The organism is Pseudomonas sp. (assembly GCF_030683065.1).
GTDB lineage: Bacteria > Pseudomonadota > Gammaproteobacteria > Pseudomonadales > Pseudomonadaceae > Aquipseudomonas.
On sequence record NZ_JAUXMX010000031.1, the window covers coordinates 11,493 to 32,330 of the forward strand.

The window sequence follows — 20,838 nt, forward strand, 5'->3', positions numbered from 1 at the left end:
AGGCCGCTGTAGAGCCAGAAATCATGAAGACAACCATCGAATTGCCACTCCTTCCGCTGCGCGATGTCGTGGTCTACCCGCACATGGTCATTCCGCTATTTGTTGGCCGAGAGAAATCCATCGAAGCCCTTGAGGCCGCGATGACCGGTGAGAAGCAGATTCTGCTAATCGCCCAGAAAAATCCTGCCGACGATGATCCGGGTGAAGACGGGCTGTACCGCATTGGTACCGTCGCCACGGTATTGCAATTGCTGAAGCTACCCGATGGCACCGTAAAGGTGTTGGTCGAGGGCGAGCAGCGCGGTGAGGTCGAACGGTTTATTGAGGTGGATGGTCACTGCCGCGCTGAAGTGCAGCTGATCGACGAAGTCGATGCGCCTGGGCGTGAGTCCGAAGTATTTGTCCGTACCCTGCTCAGCCAATTCGAGCAGTACGTGCAGCTAGGCAAAAAGGTTCCGCCAGAAGTACTTTCCTCGCTCAACAGCATCGATGAGCCGAGTCGCTTGGTCGACACGATGGCAGCGCATATGACGCTGAAGATCGAGCAGAAACAGGAAATCCTTGAGATCACTGATCTGTCGGCGCGGGTTGAGCATGTGCTCGCACTGCTGGATGCTGAGATCGATCTGTTGCAGGTCGAAAAGCGCATCCGTGGCCGGGTCAAGAAGCAGATGGAGCGCAGCCAGCGCGAGTACTACCTGAATGAGCAGATGAAGGCCATTCAGAAAGAGCTCGGCGACAGCGAGGAAGGTCACAATGAACTCGATGAGTTGAAGAAACGCATCGAGAACGGTGGGTTGAGCAAAGAGGCCTATGCCAAGGCCCAAACCGAGCTCAACAAGCTCAAGCAGATGTCGCCGATGACGGCAGAAGCCACGGTGGTGCGTTCCTATATCGACTGGCTGGTGAATGTGCCATGGACCGCGCGGAGCAAGGTGCGCCTGGATCTGGCACGCGCCGAAGCCATTCTGGATGCGGATCACTATGGGCTCGATGAGGTCAAGGATCGTATCCTCGAGTACCTCGCTGTGCAGAAGCGAGTGAAGAAGATCAAGGGGCCGGTACTGTGCCTGGTCGGGCCGCCGGGCGTGGGCAAGACTTCGCTGGCAGAGTCCATCGCTCATGCCACCAATCGCAAGTTCGTACGCATGGCACTTGGCGGCGTGCGCGATGAAGCCGAAATTCGTGGTCATCGTCGTACTTACATTGGTTCTATGCCGGGTCGTCTGATCCAGAAAATGACCAAGGTAGGCGTGCGCAATCCGCTGTTCCTGCTCGATGAAATCGACAAGATGGGGCAGGACATGCGTGGCGATCCTGCTTCCGCGCTGCTTGAGGTGCTCGATCCAGAGCAGAATCATAATTTCAATGACCATTATCTGGAGGTCGATTACGATCTTTCGGATGTAATGTTTCTGTGCACTGCCAACTCGATGAATATCCCGGCAGCGTTGCTTGATCGCATGGAGGTAATTCGTCTCCCCGGCTACACGGAAGACGAAAAGATCAATATTGCCGTCAAGTACCTGGCGCCCAAGCAGATTGAGGCTAATGGGCTGAAAAAGGGTGAGCTTGCATTCGAGCGAGAAGCCATTCGCGACATCATTCGCTACTACACCCGTGAAGCCGGTGTGCGCAGCCTGGAGCGTCAGATTGCCAAGGTCTGCCGCAAGGCAGTCAAGGAGCACAGTCTAGAAAAACGTTTCGAGGTATTGGTAACGGCGGATTTGCTGGAGCACTTCCTTGGTGTGCACAAGCATCGTTACGGCTTGGCAGAACAGCAAGACCAGATTGGTCAAGTCACAGGACTGGCTTGGACTCAGGTAGGTGGTGAGCTACTCACCATCGAAGCCGCCGTGGTGCCTGGCAAAGGTCAGTTGATCAAGACGGGCTCGCTGGGTGACGTGATGCTTGAATCCATTACAGCAGCGCAGACGGTTGTACGCAGTCGCGCAAAGAGCCTGGGAGTCCCTCTGGACTTCTATGAGAAGCGCGACATCCATATCCATATGCCTGAGGGGGCAACCCCGAAAGATGGCCCGAGCGCAGGCGTAGGCATGTGCACGGCCTTGGTCTCGGCCTTAACTCAAATCCCGGTGCGCGCGGATGTGGCTATGACCGGAGAAATTACCCTTCGCGGTCAAGTGTTGGCCATCGGTGGCTTGAAAGAGAAACTGCTGGCCGCCCATCGCGGCGGAATCAAAACCGTGATCATTCCAGAAGAGAATGTGCGCGATTTGAAAGAGATCCCGGAGAACATTAAGCAAGACCTGCAGATTAAACCGGTTAAATGGATTGACGAAGTCCTGCAAATTGCGCTGCAATACGCCCCTGAGCCCTTGCCTGATGCGGCTCCGGAGCTAATAGCAAAGGATGACAAGCACGAGACTGATTCGAAGGAGCGAATTAGCACGCATTAGCTGTGAGGCTTCCTTGACACAATTTTAGAGCCCTTGTTATAAAGCGGCTCTTAATTGTGTCGGAAGGCTATTTCACACTCGTTTTGCCTACACAAAAAATCAAGAAACAAACTCAACAGAAATTTAAGGGGACTTAGAGTGAACAAGTCGGAACTGATCGATGCCATCGCTGCATCTGCTGATATCCCGAAAGCTGTTGCTGGCCGTGCGCTGGATGCAGTGATTGAATCTGTCACTGGCGCTCTGCAGGCTGGTGATTCCGTTGTACTGGTTGGTTTCGGTACCTTTGCCGTTAAAGAGCGCGCTGCACGCACTGGTCGCAACCCGCAAACTGGCAACCCGATCAGCATCGCTGCTGCCAAGATTCCAGGTTTCAAAGCCGGCAAGGCTCTGAAAGACGCCGTTAACTAAGCGTCTCTTAGGTATTGCCCCAGGTCAGCTTAATCGCTGACCTGGCAGCGGAGCGGTAGTTCAGTCGGTTAGAATACCGGCCTGTCACGCCGGGGGTCGCGGGTTCGAGTCCCGTCCGCTCCGCCAGTTACGAGAAGGCGCATCCTCGGATGCGCCTTTCTTCTATCCGGATTTTACCCACACTGCACGACTGCTTTTTTTGTACAGTCGTTCTGGGGGAAGCATGCTGCAAAACATCAGGGACAATTCACAAGGTTGGATTGCCAAAACCATCATTGGTCTCATCGTGGTACTTCTCGCGCTGACCGGTGTTGAAGCCATTTTCACTGGTACCAGCAATAGCCAGAATGCCGCTGAAGTCAACGGCGAAAAAATCACGGTCAACGACCTCGGCCAGGCTGTCGAGATGCAGCGACGTCAGTTGTTGCAGCAGCTTGGGCGCGATTTTGATGCTTCCTTGCTGGACGAAAAACTACTGCGCGAAGCTGCACTGAAGGGGCTGATAGAGCGCACCTTGTTGCTGCAGGGCGCCACTGATGCCAAATTTGCTTTTTCTTCGCAGGCACTTGATCAGCTGATTCTGCAAACACCCGAGTTCCTGGTGGATGGCAGGTTCGATGCCAGTCGTTTCGACCAGGTAATCCGTCAGCTCGGCTACACGCGTATTCAGTTCCGTCAGATGCTCGAGCAGGAAATGCTGATCGGTCAGTTACGCGCAGGTTTATCCGGTAGCGCCTTTGTGACGGACACCGAAGTAACCGCTTTTGCGCGACTGGAAAAGCAGACCCGTGACTTCGCAACCCTGACCCTCAACGCAGATAGCGATACGGTTCAGCTCAGTGATGACGACATCCAGGCCTACTATGCGTCACAGGCTAGCCAGTTCATGAGTCCCGAGCAGGTCGTGCTCGAATATGTCGAACTGAACAAGGATGCATTCTTCGATCAGGTTGAGGTCAGTGATGAGGACCTGCAGAACGCCTACGAAAATGAAATTGCCAATCTGGCTGAACAGCGTCAGGCCGCACACATTCTGGTCGAGGTAAGTGCTTCGCTTGACGATGAGCAGGCCAAGGCCAAGATTGATGAAGCGCAGCAACGCCTGCAGGCAGGCGAAGATTTTGCCGCGCTGGCCAAGGAGTATTCAGATGACCCGGGTTCTGCTGCCAATGGTGGCGATCTTGGGTATGCCGGTCCTGGCGTATACGACCCGGTCTTTGAAGAGGCGTTATATGCCTTGAGCGAAGGTCAGGTTTCCGCCCCAGTACGCAGTGATTTCGGCTGGCACCTCATCAAGCTGTTGGCTGTTCAGGCGCCAGAAGTACCGAGTTTCGTGAGCCTGCAAGACAAGCTGGTTCGCGATCTGAAGACGCGTAAGCTTGAGCAGCGGTTTGTCGAGGTAAGCAAGCAACTTGAAGATGCCGCGTTCGAAGCGTCGGACTTGATTCAGCCAGCTCAGGAGCTTGGCCTGGAGATAAAAGTCGCCGAGCCTTTTGGGCGTGAAGGGGGCGAGGGTCTGGCTGCTAACCGTCAAGTGATTCAAGCGGCATTCAGCGCCGAGGTGCTGGAGGACGGCAGTAACAGCAACGCCATTGAACTTGATCCGAATACCGTCGTGGTAGTGCGCGTCAAGGAGCACAAGAAGCCTGAACAGCTGGCACTCGAGCAGGTCCAAGAGGGCATTCGTGCGCAACTGACCACGGTTCGGGCTACTGAGGCTGCCAAGGCTGAAGGTGAGGCGCTTCTGACAAGCCTGAGTGATGGCAAGACGCCGATTGAGCAGGCAGGTTCGGAGCAGTCCTGGAAAGTGGTTGAGGCGGCTACCCGTAGTCAGGATGGGGTCGAGCCTGCCGTGCTGCAGGCTTTGTTCCGCATGCCCAAACCAGGTGCTGTAGGTCAGTCGACGTTTGCTGGCGTGAGTCTCGGCAATGGTGACTACGTGGTTGTGCGCCTTAATGGTGTCAGCGAACCTGAGGCGCCACTGGCGGATGAGGAAAAGCTCATGTACAGCCGTTTCCTTGCCTCGCGTAGCGGGCAACAAGACTTTGCCGCATTCCGCAAACGACTGGAAGCTGAAGCGGATGTAGAGCGCTTTTGATGGCTCGTTAGCACAGCACACCGATATTCGGCGGCCTTCGTAAAATTCAGTCGCCGAAAAATAAAATGCCCGTATCGAAAGATAGGGGCATTTTTTTGCATTGCACTCAAGGTCGCGTGGCTTGTTTACCGGCAGGCTGAGCTGCTCGTGGCACGCGTTGAATGATGGGGTAGCCAGGTTGTTTATACCCGTAAATGCAAACGCCCCAACTTAGTCGGGGCGTTTTTATTTATCTCGCGGTATCTACACAGTGTGCTTTTTGATGGGCGGCTGCTGGCTAGATTAAGCCTTGGCTACGCAGGTAGTCATCGTAGGTACCGCTAAAGTCGATTACGCCGCTGGCGGAAAGCTCGATAATGCGCGTGGCCAGGGAACCTACGAACTCGCGGTCGTGGCTGACGAAAATCAGCGTGCCCGGGTAGTTCTCCAGTGCCAGGTTGAGTGCCTCAATGGATTCCATATCGAGGTGGTTGGTCGGTTCGTCCATTACCAGCACGTTGGGCTTTTGCAGGATCAGCTTGCCGAATAGCATGCGCCCTTGCTCGCCACCGGAAATCACCTTCACCGACTTGAGGATCTCGTCGTTGGAGAACAGCATGCGGCCCAGTGTGCCGCGCACCAGCTGCTCGCCGCCTTGGGTCCAGCGGCCCATCCAGTCGAACAGGTTGCTCTCGTCTTCGAAGTCGGAGGCGTGATCCTGCGCGTAGTAGCCCAGCTCGGCGCTTTCGGTCCACTTGACGGTGCCGGCGTCCGGGTGCAACTCGCCGACCAGGGTGCGGAGCAGGGTGGTCTTGCCGATACCGTTGGGGCCGATAATTGCCACGCGCTCGCCGGCTTCAACTGTGAAACTGAAGCTCTTGAACAGTGGCTTGCCGTCGAAGCCCTTGGCCATGTTGTCGACTATCACCGCTTGGCGGTGCAGCTTCTTGTTTTGCTCGAAGCGGATGAACGGGCTGATCCGACTGGATGGCTTGACCTCGGCCAACTGAATCTTGTCGATCTGCTTGGCGCGCGAAGTAGCCTGCTTGGCTTTCGATGCGTTAGCCGAGAAGCGACTGACGAAGGACTGCAACTCGTTGATCTGGGCTTTCTTCTTGGCGTTATCCGACAGCAGTTGCTCGCGCGACTGGGTGGCCGCGGTCATGTATTCGTCGTAGTTACCTGGGAACAGGCGCAATTCGCAGTAATCCAGATCCGCCATGTGAGTACACACACTGTTGAGGAAGTGGCGATCGTGGGAAATGATGATCATGGTGCTGTTGCGCTGGGTCAGGATATTTTCCAGCCAGCGGATGGTGTTGATATCCAGGTGGTTAGTCGGCTCGTCGAGCAGCAGCACTTCTGGATTAGAGAACAGTGCCTGGGCTAGCAGCACGCGCAGCTTCCAGCCCGGAGCGACTTCGCTCATCGGGCCAAAGTGCTGGGCAACCGGGATACCGAGGCCCATCAGCAGTTCGCCAGCGCGGGACTCAGCGGTGTAACCGTCCATCTCTGCGAATTCGGTTTCCAGCTCGGCCACAGCCATGCCGTCGTCTTCGCTCATTTCTGGTAGCGAATAGATGCGGTCGCGCTCGGCTTTGACGGCCCAGAGTTCTTCATGGCCCATGATCACGGTATCGATCACGCTGAACTCTTCATAGGCAAACTGATCCTGGCGCAGTTTACCCAGGCGCACGTTCGGCTCCAGCATCACCTGGCCACCGCTTGGCTCCAGGTCGTCGCCAAGAATTTTCATGAAGGTCGACTTGCCGCAGCCGTTCGCCCCGATCAGGCCGTAGCGGTTGCCACCGCCAAACTTGACGGAAACGTTCTCGAACAGGGGTTTGGCCCCGAATTGCATGGTGATATTGGCGGTGGAGATCACGAATCGTTGTCCAGGAAGCGAGCGCGCGAGCGCGAAAGGGGCAAGATTGTACAGCTTTCTGGCCTGGCAAGGCAGCCGGGAGGACGGAAGGGATGGTTTTGCCAGGCGATCTGCTTTTAGTCGCGGTAAAACACCTGTACCAGGTGATAGCCGAACTGGCTCTTTACCGGGCCATGCACCTCGCGCAGCGGTTTCTTGAAAATGACTTGGTCGATCGCCCGGACCATCTGTCCGGGTCGCACCTCACCGAGATCGCCGCCGCGTTTGCCGGACGGGCAGGTGGAATACTGGCGCGCGAGCAGGTCGAAGGCTTCGCCGGCGGCGATGCGCTTCTTCAATGCGGCGGCTTCTGCTTCGGTTTTCACCAGAATATGGCGGGCCATTGCTTTTGCCATGACGAGTTCCTCATTTCTACCGGGCGCGTATTGTGCCAGTGTTTGCTGCGCCATCAGAATGACGTCACCTTGCAAGTTTGCTGATTCGCCAGGGACATGGACGAATCCTGACCTGACGTATTAAATCCAATCGACGGAAGCGCTGCTCATGGATATCCACTCAATGCTGAAAGTCCTGGCCAGCCAGGACGGTTCCGACCTCTATCTATCCACGGGCGCGCCGCCGTGCGCCAAGTTCAATGGCGTGCTCAAGGCGCTCAGCCAGGAGCCTTTGAAGTCCGGTGAGGTGGCCGCCATCGCCGACGCGGTAATGGACAGCGCGCAGCGTGAAGAATTCGAGCGCGAGCTGGAGATGAACCTGGCAATTTCCCTGGCCGGGGTCGGGCGCTTTCGCATCAACATTTTCAAGCAACGTAACGAGGTGTCGATCGTCGCGCGCAATATCAAGTTGGACATCCCCAAGTTCGAAGACTTGAAACTGCCCGAGGTGTTGCTCAGTACCGTGATGGAGAAGCGTGGCCTGGTGCTGTTCGTCGGCGGCACCGGCTCGGGTAAATCCACCTCCCTGGCGGCGCTGATCGACTACCGCAACCGCAATAGCGGTGGCCATATCATCACCATCGAGGACCCGGTGGAGTACGTCCATCGGCACAAGAAATCGATCATCAACCAGCGTGAGGTGGGGGTCGATACGCGCAGCTTTCACGCCGCGCTGAAGAACACCCTGCGCCAGGCCCCCGATGTGATCCTGATCGGCGAGATTCGTGACCGCGAGACCATGGAGCACGCCCTGGCCTTCGCTGATACCGGCCACCTGGCGATCTCCACGCTGCATGCCAACAACGCCAATCAGGCGCTGGACCGCATCATCAATTTCTTCCCTGAAGATCGCCGTCCACAGTTGCTCAACGACCTGGGTAACAACCTCAAGGCTTTCGTCTCTCAGCGCCTGGTCAAAACCATCGACGGCAAGCGCCGCGCTGCGGTGGAAGTGCTGCTCGGTACGCCAACCATTCGTGACCTGATCAAGCGCAATGAGTTTTCCGAAATCAAGGAAATCATGGAGAAGTCAAAGAACCTGGGTATGCAGACCTTCGACCAGGCGCTGATCGACCTGGTCAATGAAAACGTCATCGATGAAGAGGAGGCGGTGAAGAATGCCGACTCGGCGAACAATGTCCGCCTGAAACTCAAGCTGTATCGCGACGCTCCGGCGACATCCAGTCCGGCGCCAGTAATGCCAGCAGGGGCCATATCATCAGCGGTCAAAGCGGATGCCGGCGACTGGGGGCTGGAATTGAAGCTGGAAGAGATTGAAGTCGACTTACCTGCGGAAGACCCGGGCCGCCAAGGTATATGAGTTTACCGAGCACTTGGCTGCGCCTGCGGTAACGACTCACCTAAGCCGCTACCTCTATTAGATGGCCGAGCACATGCCACGCAGGGCGTTCGGGAGGGTAACTAAGGGCTCTCTTTTGACTGGAAAGCGGCGTACTCCTTCGCGAGTACGCCTTGGACACTGATCCCTCTAGCGCAGCTCAAACCGACGTGTCTGTACGGCTTGCGAATCCAGGCCGACCTGCACCTCGAACTCACCCAGTTCAGCGACGTGCTGCAACTGCGCGTTGAAGAACTTCAGGTCCTCCTGATTGATGCTGAAGCGCACCTGAGTTTGTTCGCCGGCTTTCAGCGTGACTTTTTCAAAGCGCTTCAACTCCTTGACCGGACGCACCACAGAAGCCGCGATGTCGCGGATGTACAGTTGAACGACAGTCGCGCCGTCACGCGCCCCGGTGTTTTTCAGGGTCAGGCTGACGTCGAGGGTGCCGTCGCGCGCCAGGCTGCGGCTCGAAAGCTGCAAATCGTCAAGACTGAAATCGGTGTAGCTCAAGCCATAGCCGAACGGATACAGCGGTCCGTTGGGTTCCTCGAAGTACTGCGAGGTGTAGTTTCCCGGATGACCCTCGACAAAGGGACGACCGAGCCGCAAGTGGTTGTAGTAGGTCGGAATCTGCCCGACCGTTCGCGGGAAGGTGATGGGCAGCTTGCCGGACGGGTTGTAATCACCGAACAACACGTCAGCAATCGCATTGCCGCCCTCGGTGCCACTGAACCAGGTTTCCACTATTGCGTCGGCATTGGCCTGCTCCCAGTTGAGGGCCAGCGGCCTGCCGTTCATCAATACCAGCACCAGCGGTTTACCGGTTTTCTTCAGCGCGCGCAGCAACGCCTGCTGGCTGGGGGGAATGTCCAGGCGTGTGCGGCTCGAGGACTCGTGTGACATGCCGCGCGCCTCGCCAACCGCCACGACAATCACATCGGCCTGTTCGGCGGCTTGCAGCGCTTCGGCAATCAGCTCGGCGGGCGGGCGTGGGTCCTGCACCACCACCGGTTTGTCCTCCTTGAGGAAGTTCAGGTAGTCGATGATGCGCTGATCATCGGTGACGTTCGCCCCGAGGGCATAGACCACTTGCGCGCGCTCGCCCAGCGCTGCGTTCAGGCCCTGGCGCAGGGTGACCGACTGCGCGGCGTTACCGGCTGCCGACCAGCTCCCCAGCATGTCGATGGGCGAATCGGCCAGGGGGCCAACCAGGGCAATGCGCGCGGTCTTTTGCAGCGGGAGGGTCTGCTGACGGTTTTTCAGCAAAACCATCGACTGGCGTGCCACGGCCCTGGCCTCGGCACGGTGCAGGCGGCTTTCGGCCTGGACGTCGGCCGGGTCTTCGGCAGCGATACCGATGCGCCGGTACGGATCATGGAACAAGCCCATGTCGTATTTGGCCCCGAGCACTTCGCGCACGGCATTGTCGATTTCCGCCACCCTGACCTCACCCGAGCGCACCAGTGCGGGCAGCTCCTGGCGATACAGCGAGTCGGCCATGCTCATGTCGATACCGGCCCTGATCGCCAGCTTGGCAGCCTCGCGTCCATCCTTGGCAATCCCGTGACTGACCAGTTCGGTGATCGCCCCGTGGTCGCTGATCGTGACCCCAGTGAAGCCCCAATCGCGGCGCAGCAGATCCTGCATCAGCCAGGTGTTGGCGGTGGCGGGCACGCCGTTGATCGTATTCAGGGCGACCATCAAGCCGCCCGCACCGGCGTCGATGGCAGCACGGTAGGGCGGCAGGTAATCCTGATACATGCGCATCGGGCTCATATCCACCACGTTGTAGTCGCGCCCGCCCTCGACCGCACCATACAGGGCGAAGTGCTTGACGCTGGCCATCACACTGTCGGCGGCGCTGGGGGTTGGTCCTTGCAAGGCCTTGACCATGCTGCGGGCAATCTGCGAAACCAGATACGGGTCTTCGCCAAAGCCTTCCGAGGTGCGGCCCCAGCGCGGATCGCGGGTGATATCGACCATCGGTGCGAACGTCATGTCGAGGCCGTCGGCGCTGGCCTCGATGGCGGCGATGCGACCGCTCAGGGCAATCGCCTGCAAGTCCCAACTCGACGCCAGCGCCAGGCTGATCGGGAAAATGGTGCGGTGGCCATGGATCACGTCGTAGGCGAAGAACAGCGGAATCTTCAGCCGACTGTTCTGCACCGCGGCGTCCTGCATGGGGCGGTTGTCGCTGCGCGTCACCGTATTGAAGGTGCCACCGATGTTGCCGGCGGCGATCTCCTCGAGGATACGCGGGCGCGGCATATCCCCGCCGATACTGATCAAGCGCAACTGGCCGATTTTTTCCTCAAGAGTCATCTGCGTCATCAAATCGGCGATGAAGGCCTGTTTATTGTCCAGCAGGGGGGGAGAAGTCCCGGCCAGAGTTGCGGTCGTCGCAAAGCAGGCTATGAGGCCAAGCAGATACAGCCTGTTCATTCGATGGTATTCCTGAGTGATGCATACATGGACGCTAGGGAGGGCAGATTGGCTGGGCTGTGCCCACGCCAGATGTTGGCACGGCTCAGGCGCCTGGCATGATTCGCGTAGGCTGCGCTGTGCGCACCGGCCAATAACGCCATGCCTGACCGGCCGGGCAACGGCAGGCTCCGACTGGCAGCCCGGCAGTATGGCTTACAACCAGCGGCGAACTCTGGATTTATAGTGATCAAACTCAGCGCCGAACAGTGCCTCAAGCGCACGTTCTTCGGCAGTAATCTGAAAACGGTTCATATAGAGAGCGAAGCCAAGCACTCCCGCCAGCGACCAGGGCGATGCAAGAAAGACCGCCCAGGCAACGAGAAACAGGACAAAGCCAAGGTACATAGGGTTGCGCGAAACTCGATAGATCCCCGAACGCACCAGCGCCGATGCTTTCTCCGGTTTCAGCGGATTGACCGTGGTCTTGGCCTGGCGGAACACCAGTACACCGGCCAGACAGAAGACCGCGCCAAGCGACAGCATGACCAGGGTGATGACTATGCGCAGCCAGTCGCTTACCTCGACATGTGGCACAGCGCGTGAAAGCGCCCACATAAACAGCGCGAACAGGGTCGCGACCAGTGGTGGTGGAATCCTCTTTTCAAGTGCGTGCATAGGGTGTCCTTGCAGTGGGTGGCAACGTGCGTGGCGGGGCTCATTCTGGTCCAGAAAAGCGTCGGCCCGCTACAGTGCCGAACCAGGTTGTGCGCGAGCATTGACCCTCGTCATGTGCTGCGCCCGCGCAGCACCCTACAATCGCGGCATTATTGCCGGCGACCGGCGCAGGCAAGGCGGGCGCTCCGCTAGCCGCAGCTGCGGTTTTCCTATTTATGCTATCGAGGTGGTCGAACATGGACCAATCGCTGAACTTCAATCGCGCGCTGGTCGAGAAGTATGATCGCCCAGGGCCGCGCTACACCTCCTATCCCACCGCGCCGCAATTCCATCAGGCGTTTGCCATGGACGATTATCAGAGCGCCGTTGCCGCGAGCAATCGGGCGGTCGCGCCCAGGTCGTTGTCGCTGTACATCCACATTCCGTTTTGCCAGAGCCTTTGTTACTACTGCGCCTGCAACAAGATCATCACCCAAAAGACCCATCGCGCCGTGGAGTACCTGAGCTATCTCAAGCGTGAAATCGCCATGCAGGGCGCGTTGTTCGACAGCACGCGCAAACTGACCCAGTTGCACCTTGGCGGCGGCACGCCGACCTACCTGACCAGCGAGCAGTTGGCCGATCTGATGGCTACCTTGCACCAGGCATTCAACCTGGATGACAGCGACGACCACGAATTCTCCATCGAGGTCGATCCACGGACCATCAGCATCGAGCAGATTCAGCACCTGCGTGCACTTGGTTTTAACCGCCTGAGTTTCGGCGTGCAGGACTTCGACACGCACGTGCAGGCGGCGGTCAACCGGGTGCAGAGCGAGGAACAGGTCTACGCGCTGGTCGCCGCCTCGCGCGAGGCGCGCTTCAAGTCGGTCAGCGTCGACCTGATCTACGGCCTGCCGCTGCAGACGGTGGCCAGTTTCGACGTGACCCTGAGCAAGATCATCGACCTGCGTCCGGATCGCATCGCCGCTTACAGCTATGCCCACCTGCCGGAAATGGTGCGCGCGCAACGGCTGATCCGCCGCGAAGACATGCCGCCGCCGGAGCGCAAACTGGAGCTGCTGGAACTGACCATCAAGCGCCTGACCGACGCCGGCTACGTGTATATTGGCATGGATCACTTCGCCCTGCCGGACGACGAACTGGCCTTGGCCCGCGCCAACGGCACCTTGCAACGTAATTTCCAGGGTTACTCCACCCATGCCGATCGCGACCTGATTGGCCTGGGTGTGTCCTCGATCGGCAACGTCGGCGACAGCTACAGCCAGAGCGTCAAGGAGCTCTCGCAGTACTATGCGCGCCTCGACCAAGGCATGCTGCCGGTGCACCGCGGTTACAGCCTGAACGCCGACGACTTGCTGCGCCGCGAAGTCATCAGCGCCTTGATGTGCCATGGCCGGATCGACTTCGCCAGTGTCGAAGCGCGCCACGGGATTAACTTCAAAGACTACTTCGCCGAATCCCTCTCTATGCTCAAGGAGCATGTGGCGGATCGTCTGGTGGAAATCCACGACGACGCCTTGGTGCTGTTGCCGCAGGGGCACCTGATGATGCGCAGCGTGGCTATGGCGTTCGATGCCTATCTGGGCGACGCGCAGAAAGGTCGCTTCTCACGCACGGTTTGAATTGTGCAGCCTCTTGCCCTGATTAACTCCGGGGTGCACGCACGGCGCCGCTGCGCAGCTGACGCGGAGCGCCGCTCCACCAACTGACATGAGTTGATCTGGCCAAGGCTGGAGGCACTGATACGTCTGGACTCAGCGATTCAGGGCAAGCCGCTCCACTCATGCGAGCCCTGGTCTTGGTTTTGTATGCTCTGTCAGTGACACGCAGCCTCGCCGGCATGTCCATTAGCCTCGCCTGCTCAAACTATACAGATGCAATTTGGCGGAGTTCTGGCGCTTGGCGAGTGTGCCGGATTGTCTGCTGGCTACACAGTGGACTGAGCGCTTGTGGAAACTCTCGCCTTATGGCTTTTGATTTTTTCACATCTGCTAAATCAACGAGAGCTTGAGCCAATCGGGTCGTTTCAGGCGCGCGGTTTTTCGTCGAGGTTGACTCAGGTCAATGAGGTTTGCTGGCTACCCCTCGACACTTATACCGATTGTCATTCAGGAGATAACCTGATGCGTGAAACCATCAACTGGGACCACAAATTGCTCGGTCGCTATGCCCACAGTGATGTTAGCCATGGTTGCTATCCCGATACCACCGCCTTCCATCGCGGTATTGGCTCGCTGGACCTGTTGCGCGCCTTGCGCGGCAGTCGGCAGGCCCAGCGCGCCCTATCGCTGGCGGTGCAGTTGCCAGCCAACCGTACCTTCGGTCAGCCGCGTGCGAGTTGTTCGCCAAGTGTCTTCACCACCTACCTGGAGCGCCTGAAGCGGGAGGTCGACACGATCAGTTGCCACCTGGGGGCTCAACAGCGCGTCGAGCAATTCCACCTGGCCGGCGGCAGTACGCCCAGCGCTGATCAGCTGCACGGGCTGATCAGTCATTTACGCCAACGCTGCAATTTTCTCGATTACGACGAGGGCGACTACAGCATCGATATCCAGTTGCCTCACTCGGATTGGGCAACCATGGGCCGGTTGCGCGAGCTGGGCTTCAACCACGTCAGTATCGGTGTGCCTGATATCGCCGCGGTCAGTAGCGCAGCGCAGGCCTGGCAGGACCCAAGGAAAATTCGCTCGCTGATCGATGCCGCCCGCACACTCAACTATCGCTCGGTGAATATCGACATCGGCTATGGCCGTGCCTGGCAAACCCGGGCAAGTTTCGCGCGCAAGGTGGCGGCCATCATCGAGCTGCAGCCGAACCGGGTGACGGTTTTCGACTATGCCGATCTGCCACAGCGCTATCGGCCGCTGGTGCGGTTGGCCGCTAGTGGCCTGTCCGACCGGGAGGACAGGCTGGCCATGCAGCGACAATACGTAGAGCAGCTCAGCCAAGCGGGCTATCGCTATATCGGTATGGGCTTGTTCGCCCTGGCGGATGACGACCTGGCCATCGCCCAGGAAACCGCCAGCTTGCAGCTCAACTGCCAGGGTTTCAGCCAGCACGCGGGCTGCGACCATATCGGTCTGGGGGTCGCGGCCATCAGCCAGATCGACGGCCTTTACGTGCAGAACAGCTGCGATCTTCAGGGCTATCAGGCGCAACTGGACAGGGGCCAGTTGGCGACTTGCCGCGGCTTTCGCTGCGGGCCTGACGACTGCCTGCGTGGCGAGGTAATCGAGCGCCTGATTTGTGACTGCAGCCTGGATATCCGCCGTATTGAGGCACGTTTCGGCCTGCTGTTTCGCGAGTATTTCGCCGATGCGTGGCCGGCCCTGGAGCAGATGCAGCGCGATGGTCTGCTCAGGTTCGATGAGGCCTCCATCGCCATTCTTCCCGCCGGGCGTTTGCTGGTGAACGCGGTGTGCCGGTTGTTCGATCGCTACAGCGGGGTGGCGCCTGTGCCATCCGTTTTTAAGGCGGTTTAGCAGGCTGTTTTTCTACGGCCAGCTAGTCGTGCGCAAGACACCTGCGACCCCGGGTCGCAGTCGCTGCATTAGCAGCGTAAAGCCCCTGGCCGTAGGGCTTGAAGCTTGTCCAGAGCGCCTTGCTGCCCGAGGCATACCTCCAACGAGGAATGGGCTGCAGCAACGTAGCGGTGCAGTCTGCAGCCAGACATTCTATGGAGGCTTCCAGCATGGCTCATCTGTCCAGTGCCGATTTCCAGACATTACGCATCGCTGTCCTGACCGTCAGCGACACCCGCAGTCTAGCTACCGATACCTCGGGGCAGACCCTGATCGAAGGACTGGAGTCGGCCGGCCACGCGCTGGTTGAGCGCGCCCTGGTGATCGATGATATCTGGCAGATCCGCGCGCGGGTCTGTGCCTGGATCGCCAACCCACTGGTGCAGGTGATACTGATCACCGGCGGCACCGGTTTCACCGCACGGGACAATACCCCGCAAGCCGTAGCGCCCTTACTGGATAAACTGGTCGATGGCTTCGGCGAACTGTTCCGCCAGGTCTCGCTGGCAGAGATCGGCACCTCATGCCTGCAGTCGCGTGCCGTGGCCGGGATCAGTAATGGCGTGCTGGTCTGCTGCCTACCCGGCTCGCCCAACGCCTGCCGCACGGCCTGGGAGAAGATCCTGCGCGAGCAACTGGACAGCCGCACTGGGCCATGCAACTTCGTCGCCCATCTCAAACGCCTGGCCGATCAGCCGCAGACCCTGCTCTGCGGAGCCCGCTCGTGAGCGCCTGCGGCTGCGACGGCAACAATCTGCGCCCTGTTGACCAGGCCATCGCTGAACTGCTGGCGCGTGCCCCCGCACCGCCACCTGTGGAACGTATCGGCCTGAGCCTGGCACTCGGTCGGGTGCTGGCCGAGCCATTAATCGCGCCGTTCGAGGTGCCAGCCTGGGACAACAGTGCGATGGACGGTTATGCCCTGCGCGCCGCCGATCTGCCAGCCGCCGGTGGTTACCTGCCGCTGGCTGGACGGATCGCGGCTGGCGATTCGGCGGCGCAGGTTTTGTCCGCCGGCCATGCGGTGCGCATTTTCACCGGCGCACCCTTGCCGCCGGGTGCCGACAGTGTGGTGATGCAGGAGCAATGTCGGCTTGAGGAGGGTCGGGTGTGGCTGCCGCCGGTCAGTGGTGGCGAGCATGTGCGCCGGCGTGGCGAGGAACTGGCCGCGGGTACTCAGGTGCTGAGCGCCGGGCAGCGCCTACGTCCCCAGGAGTTGGGTCTGCTGGCCAGTTGCGGCATCGACCAGGTGGCGGTATATCGGCGCCTGCGGGTCGGCTTGCTAAGCAGCGGTAATGAGTTGCGCGAGCCGGGTGAGGCGCTGCAACCCGGACAGATCTACAACGCCAACCGCTACAGCTTGGCTGGGGTACTGAGCAGCCTTGGTCTGGAGGTTCATGACTACGAGATAATGGCCGACGAATTGGCGGCCAGCCGCGATGCCCTGAGCCTGGCGGCTTCGGAGTGGGACATGCTGATCACCTCTGGCGGGGTGTCGGTCGGCGAGGAGGATCACCTCAAACAGGCAATCCGCGAGCTGGGCGAATTGCACCTGTGGCGCCTGGCGATCCAACCGGGCAAGCCGCTGGCCTTCGGCGAGGTGGGCGGCAAACCCTGGATCGGCTTGCCGGGCAATCCGGCGGCGGCCTTGATCACTGCGCTGGTGGTGGCGCGGCCCTTTTTGCTCCGCGCCCAGGGTTGCCAGGACGTAGTGCCGCAGGCCCTGCGCCTGCCCGCTGGTTTCGCCTGGCACAAGACTAATGGTCGTCGCCAGTACCTGCGTGCACGGCTGGAAGCGCGGGACGGACAGCTGCGCGTGTGCCTGCACCCGCGGCAGGGCTCGGCGATGCTCACTGCGGCCTGTTGGGCCGACGGCCTGGCGCTGGTCGAGGTAGGCCAGACCCTAGAAGAGGGCGATCTACTCGACTACCTGCCGTTCAGTGCGTTGCTGCATTAAGTGGTGTAGGAGCCAGCTTGCTGCGGCCCGGCGATCCGGCGATCCGGCGGCCCGGCGATCCGGTATGGCGACGATCCGCTATCTGAAAGTCGGCTATCAGGCCGCAGATCGCCAGCAAGGACTCGGTGTCCCCCGGTCTCTTACAAGTCAGGCGCTGTACTGAAGATTCGGCTCGACCAAGTAATCCAGGGTTGGACCGAGCGGTGCTCCGTTTTAGCCGACCAAGGCGCCAATTCAGCGGCGGTGGGCTAATTGGCTGGTCTGGCGAGCCGAGGCTTGTTGACCGTGATGACTCGTTGCAGCGCTTTGTTTCAGGGCCTCAGTCATCCGAACTTGGGTTAATCAGCTAACTGTACAGGCCGCTAGACGGCCCGCCGGGCGTCAAGTGGGATTGCAATGATGTTGCGCGCTTTTGACGATGATCAATTTAATTGCAAGAAGCAAAAGGACTCGATATGTCTGACACCTTGGCGCACGGAATTCAGCGGCTACTACGCGGTTTTGGCCTACGCACCCTCAACACCCAGTTCTTCTTTTCCTACAGCCTGATCTTTCTCTGCGCGGCACTTACTGCCGGGGTGCTGTTCACCTCCGACCAGGATGCCCGGCAGCTGGATATGGCCGGCGCGCAACGCATGCTCAGCCAGAAAATGGCCAAGGAGAGCCTGCTGGTCGCGCAAGGGGCGCTGCCGCTGGCGAGCCTGGAGGAGACCCTGCAACGCTTCGAACGTGCCCATCGCCTGCTGGTGCAAGGCGATTCGGGGCAAGGCGTCGCCGCGGTAGAACTGCCGTCTGCCCAGGAGCGTCTGCGTCAGGTCGATCAGGCCTGGAGCCGTTACCGTACCTTGGTGCTGGCTGTGGCCCAGGGCGACAGCGCGGCGTTGCCAACACTGGCCAGCGACTCGCAATCCCTGCTCGCGGCAAGCAACGAGGTGGTGCTGTTGATGTCGGCCGCGGCCAACCGCAGCGCCACGATACAGCTCTGGGTGGCGCTGGGCTCGACCCTGGCCATCCTGGTGCTGGTGATACTCGGGCGGGTGACCGGGATGAGCTGGCTGATGCGCCAGCTCGATGAACTGCGCGGCAGGCTCGAACGGGTCAGCCAGGGCGATTTCTCCCAGCCGTTGGCGGTGGGTTACGCCGACAATGAATTGGGGCAGATCTGCACCGCCTACAATCTATTGCTGCAACAGGTCGGCGACATGATTCGCGCGGTGCGCCTGGCCGCCAATCAGGCCGATGGTCACTGCAGTCACATGGCAGCGGTTGCCGGTGAAAGTGCGCGCAGCGTGGTCGGTCAGCAAGCCGAGATCGATCAGGTGGCCACCGCCATGCAGGAAATGCTTGCCACCGCCCAGGAGGTAGCACGCAGCACCGTGGCGGCTGCGACAGCGGCCGATACCGCCGACGACGAGACCAGCAATGGTCGCGAAGTCATGCGCAGTTCGGTCGCTGCCATTCGCGATCTGTCCGGGCATGTCGATGGATTATCCGAGCTGATGTTGCAGCTGGCCGCCGACAGTCAGGAAATCAGTCGGGTGCTGGAAGTGATCAGTGCGATTGCCGACCAGACCAATCTGCTCGCGCTGAATGCCGCCATCGAGGCGGCCAGGGCCGGTGAACAGGGCCGCGGCTTTGCCGTGGTTGCCGACGAGGTGCGCAGCCTGGCTGCACGAACCCAGAGCTCAGCCGGCGAGATCAGCGGCCTGATCGGCCGCCTGCAGCAGCAGACCGGACGCGCCGGTCGGGCCATGGACGAATCACGGCGGGGCAGCGACGCCACCTTGCTGCAGATCGAAGCCGCGCAGGGCGCGCTGGAAAACATCGTCGGTGCGGTGCAGACCATTCGCGGCATGACCAACCAGATCGCCACGGCGGCCGAGGAGCAGTGCCAGGTGGCCGACGACATGCACCGTTCGCTGACCCATATCGCTGGCGTCGCCGATCAGGCAGCGGTGTCCACCCGCGATACTGCGTCGACCAGCCAGGCGATCACCCGCAGCATGGATGGACTGCAAGCGTTGACCGGGCGTTTTCGGTTACAGGGTTGAGGGGGCGAACGATGGGCAGAGCACTCACGCCAAAGCGGTGATGGCGAATAGGCGGCAGATGATCCTGCGGCCTATTTCATTCGCAGTAGCTGGTCAATCTGAGTGTATTGATGATGCGAATGTTGCGCTGCTCCATGGCGATCAGCCCTGCATCAATCAGCCGATGCAGGATGCGCGAGAAGGTTTCCGGCTGGATCCCCAATTGCGAGGCGATCAGGCGTTTTGGCACGCTGAGCTTGATCTGCCCATTGCCGGCTGCCTGTTCCTGACAGAGGAAACGCACCACGCGGCGGCTGGCATTGGCCACGGCGAGGGTGTCGATTTCAGCCAGCCGCTGGTCAAGGCGGGTACTGAGGCTGGCCAGCAGTTTCAGGCAGATACTCGGTTGCACTTCAAGCAGGTGGCGGTAGTGGGCACCGTCGATGCTCACCAGGCAGCTGGGTTTCAGTGCGCTGGCGGTTACCTGATAGAGGCGGGTATCGCAGAACAGCAGGGACTCGGCAAAAACCTGCCCCGGCTGGATGACCTCGACCAGTTTTTCGTTACCCTCCGCCAGCACGCGGGTCAGGATGATCTGTCCTTCCAGTAGCAGATAGAAACGCTCCGCCAGATCACCCTGGTGGAAGAGAACGTCGAGGCTGTGCAAGCGTCGATGAATCGCCAGGTTGCCGACTTCCTGGAAAGCGCTGTCGGGCAGCCTGTCGAATAATTGGTGCTCGCGCAAAATGGCAAGGGTCGTAGAGTCGCTCAGCATAGGTCACCTCAGTAGGCACCATCTTAGGCGTGCCAGCCGAGCGGCAATATTCCTCCTCGGCACTACCTCTTTGGTGGCAGTTCGATGAAGAGGAGGCAGGCCGATACATTCTTGACCGCCGACAATTCTGCCCTGGGCGGAGCATGGCTATCCTTCGCCATGCCCTTGCCGTCGCCGGGGATATCGGGAGCTTCGATGGACGTTGAACAACTGTTGGCCAATAACCGTTTCTGGGCCGAGTCGCTCAAGGCCAGGGATCCCGAGTTCTTTGCCCGTCTGGCCCGGCAGCAGCGACCGGAGTTTCTCTGGATCGGTTGCTCGGACAGCCGGGTGCCGGCCAACGAGGTGGTCGGTCTGATGCCGGGTGAGCTGTTTGTGCACCGCAACGTGGCCAATATGGTGGTGGCCACCGACATGAATTTTCTCTCGGTGCTGCAATACGCAGTCGATGTGTTGCAGGTCAAACAGGTGATCGTCTGTGGCCACTATGGCTGTGGCGGGGTGCGCGCGGCCTTGGGGCATGAGGCGCTGGGGCTGATCGACAACTGGCTGCGCGCGCTCAAGGCGCTCTACCACCAGAATCTGGAACGTTTCCGCGGCTTGGAAGCCGAAGCCCGGGTCAATCTGTTGTGCGAGCTGAACGTGCAGCGCCAGGTGCGTAACGTCTGCCACACCACTATCGTGCAGAACGCCTGGAAGCGCGGCCAGCCGCTGGCAGTGCACGGCTGGATCTACGGGCTTACCGACGGTCTGGTGAATGACCTGGAGGTGACGGTCAACGGGGCGGATCAGCTCGACGACAGCTTTCTTTACGATCAGTGAACGTGGGGATGTTGGTGCGCACGGCGCACCCTACCTGGGGCCACTGCGGGCATGCTTCACGG

Annotated in this window: 15 protein-coding genes and 1 tRNA gene; 11 read left to right on the forward strand and 5 right to left on the reverse strand. The window is 59.8% G+C overall.

Going from position 1 to position 20,838, the window contains the following annotated elements; translation table 11 throughout:
- Positions 1–23: 23 nt before the first annotated feature.
- From lon to Q8K09_RS09235, 4 genes are all read left to right on the forward strand, one after another.
- Entirely contained in the window at positions 24–2,420 is a 2,397-nt protein-coding gene (gene lon, locus Q8K09_RS09220; RefSeq protein ID WP_305254672.1) for an endopeptidase La, read from the forward strand.
- Between the two features lie 138 nt (positions 2,421–2,558).
- Positions 2,559–2,831 (forward strand): HU family DNA-binding protein, encoded by a 273-nt coding sequence (locus tag Q8K09_RS09225; protein WP_079201857.1) that lies wholly within the window; start codon positions 2,559–2,561, stop codon positions 2,829–2,831.
- 49 nt (positions 2,832–2,880) lie between these two features.
- Positions 2,881–2,957: transfer RNA gene (locus Q8K09_RS09230), tRNA-Asp, on the forward strand.
- A gap of 97 nt (positions 2,958–3,054) precedes the next feature.
- Positions 3,055–4,929: a SurA N-terminal domain-containing protein gene (locus Q8K09_RS09235; RefSeq protein ID WP_305254673.1), complete on the forward strand. Its 1,875-nt coding sequence runs from the start codon at positions 3,055–3,057 to the stop codon at positions 4,927–4,929.
- 277 nt (positions 4,930–5,206) lie between these two features.
- On the opposite strand, the gene Q8K09_RS09240 is transcribed toward Q8K09_RS09235, so the two are convergent.
- Positions 5,207–6,793: an ABC-F family ATPase gene (locus tag Q8K09_RS09240; RefSeq protein WP_305254674.1), complete on the reverse strand. Its 1,587-nt coding sequence runs from the start codon at positions 6,791–6,793 to the stop codon at positions 5,207–5,209.
- Positions 6,794–6,909: 116 nt separating this feature from the next.
- On the reverse strand, positions 6,910–7,188 hold the full coding sequence (locus Q8K09_RS09245; RefSeq protein WP_079202230.1) for a peptidylprolyl isomerase: 279 nt from the start codon (positions 7,186–7,188) through the stop codon (positions 6,910–6,912).
- 148 nt (positions 7,189–7,336) lie between these two features.
- Between Q8K09_RS09245 and Q8K09_RS09250 the strand changes: the two genes are divergently transcribed.
- A complete protein-coding gene (locus Q8K09_RS09250) occupies positions 7,337–8,548 on the forward strand; it encodes a PilT/PilU family type 4a pilus ATPase (protein WP_305254675.1) in 1,212 nt (403 codons plus the stop codon).
- 168 nt (positions 8,549–8,716) lie between these two features.
- Here Q8K09_RS09250 and bglX read toward each other — a convergent pair whose 3' ends face one another.
- Both bglX and Q8K09_RS09260 read right to left on the reverse strand, forming a co-directional pair.
- On the reverse strand, positions 8,717–11,011 hold the full coding sequence (bglX, locus tag Q8K09_RS09255) for a beta-glucosidase BglX (RefSeq protein ID WP_305254676.1): 2,295 nt from the start codon (positions 11,009–11,011) through the stop codon (positions 8,717–8,719).
- A 195-nt stretch (positions 11,012–11,206) separates the two neighbouring features.
- The gene (locus tag Q8K09_RS09260; protein ID WP_305254677.1) at positions 11,207–11,668 is read right to left on the reverse strand and encodes an isoprenylcysteine carboxylmethyltransferase family protein; all 462 of its coding nucleotides are present in this window, start codon (positions 11,666–11,668) and stop codon (positions 11,207–11,209) included.
- Between the two features lie 236 nt (positions 11,669–11,904).
- Here Q8K09_RS09260 and hemN point away from each other — a divergent pair, with 236 nt between their 5' ends.
- The 5 genes from hemN (at position 11,905) to Q8K09_RS09285 (ending at position 19,200) form a co-directional block, all read left to right on the forward strand.
- Complete coding sequence (gene hemN, locus Q8K09_RS09265; protein ID WP_305254678.1) at positions 11,905–13,293, forward strand: oxygen-independent coproporphyrinogen III oxidase; 1,389 nt, start codon at positions 11,905–11,907, stop codon at positions 13,291–13,293.
- A 501-nt stretch (positions 13,294–13,794) separates the two neighbouring features.
- Complete coding sequence (locus Q8K09_RS09270; protein WP_305254679.1) at positions 13,795–15,153, forward strand: coproporphyrinogen III oxidase; 1,359 nt, start codon at positions 13,795–13,797, stop codon at positions 15,151–15,153.
- A gap of 209 nt (positions 15,154–15,362) precedes the next feature.
- Positions 15,363–15,920 (forward strand): molybdenum cofactor biosynthesis protein B, encoded by a 558-nt coding sequence (moaB, locus tag Q8K09_RS09275; protein ID WP_305254680.1) that lies wholly within the window; start codon positions 15,363–15,365, stop codon positions 15,918–15,920.
- Positions 15,917–17,149: a gephyrin-like molybdotransferase Glp gene (gene glp / locus Q8K09_RS09280; RefSeq protein ID WP_305254681.1), complete on the forward strand. Its 1,233-nt coding sequence runs from the start codon at positions 15,917–15,919 to the stop codon at positions 17,147–17,149. The genes moaB and glp overlap by 4 nt, the downstream gene beginning before the upstream one ends.
- Positions 17,150–17,604: 455 nt before the next feature.
- Entirely contained in the window at positions 17,605–19,200 is a 1,596-nt protein-coding gene (locus Q8K09_RS09285; protein ID WP_305254682.1) for a methyl-accepting chemotaxis protein, read from the forward strand.
- A 76-nt stretch (positions 19,201–19,276) separates the two neighbouring features.
- Here the strand turns inward: Q8K09_RS09285 and Q8K09_RS09290 are convergent, their stop codons facing one another.
- The gene (locus Q8K09_RS09290) at positions 19,277–19,954 is read right to left on the reverse strand and encodes a Crp/Fnr family transcriptional regulator (RefSeq protein ID WP_305254683.1); all 678 of its coding nucleotides are present in this window, start codon (positions 19,952–19,954) and stop codon (positions 19,277–19,279) included.
- A 195-nt stretch (positions 19,955–20,149) separates the two neighbouring features.
- On the opposite strand from Q8K09_RS09290, the gene can reads away from it, so the two are divergent.
- Entirely contained in the window at positions 20,150–20,776 is a 627-nt protein-coding gene (gene can / locus Q8K09_RS09295; protein ID WP_305254684.1) for a carbonate dehydratase, read from the forward strand.
- Positions 20,777–20,838: the final 62 nt, after the last annotated feature.

Bases quoted from the DNA above. Each gene is read 5' to 3' on its own strand.
- Q8K09_RS09270 (WP_305254679.1), top strand. From the start codon at position 13,795: ATGCGTGAAACCATCAACTGGGACCACAAATTGCTCGGTCGCTATGCC.
- Q8K09_RS09260 (WP_305254677.1), bottom strand. From the start codon at position 11,668: ATGCACGCACTTGAAAAGAGGATTCCACCACCACTGGTCGCGACCCTG.
- Q8K09_RS09235 (WP_305254673.1), top strand. From the start codon at position 3,055: ATGCTGCAAAACATCAGGGACAATTCACAAGGTTGGATTGCCAAAACC.
- lon (WP_305254672.1), top strand. From the start codon at position 24: ATGAAGACAACCATCGAATTGCCACTCCTTCCGCTGCGCGATGTCGTG.
- Q8K09_RS09290 (WP_305254683.1), bottom strand. From the start codon at position 19,954: ATGCTGAGCGACTCTACGACCCTTGCCATTTTGCGCGAGCACCAATTA.
- Q8K09_RS09250 (WP_305254675.1), top strand. From the start codon at position 7,337: ATGGATATCCACTCAATGCTGAAAGTCCTGGCCAGCCAGGACGGTTCC.
- Q8K09_RS09285 (WP_305254682.1), top strand. From the start codon at position 17,605: ATGTCTGACACCTTGGCGCACGGAATTCAGCGGCTACTACGCGGTTTT.
- Q8K09_RS09245 (WP_079202230.1), bottom strand. From the start codon at position 7,188: ATGGCAAAAGCAATGGCCCGCCATATTCTGGTGAAAACCGAAGCAGAA.
- bglX (WP_305254676.1), bottom strand. From the start codon at position 11,011: ATGAACAGGCTGTATCTGCTTGGCCTCATAGCCTGCTTTGCGACGACC.
- hemN (WP_305254678.1), top strand. From the start codon at position 11,905: ATGGACCAATCGCTGAACTTCAATCGCGCGCTGGTCGAGAAGTATGAT.
- can (WP_305254684.1), top strand. From the start codon at position 20,150: ATGGACGTTGAACAACTGTTGGCCAATAACCGTTTCTGGGCCGAGTCG.
- moaB (WP_305254680.1), top strand. From the start codon at position 15,363: ATGGCTCATCTGTCCAGTGCCGATTTCCAGACATTACGCATCGCTGTC.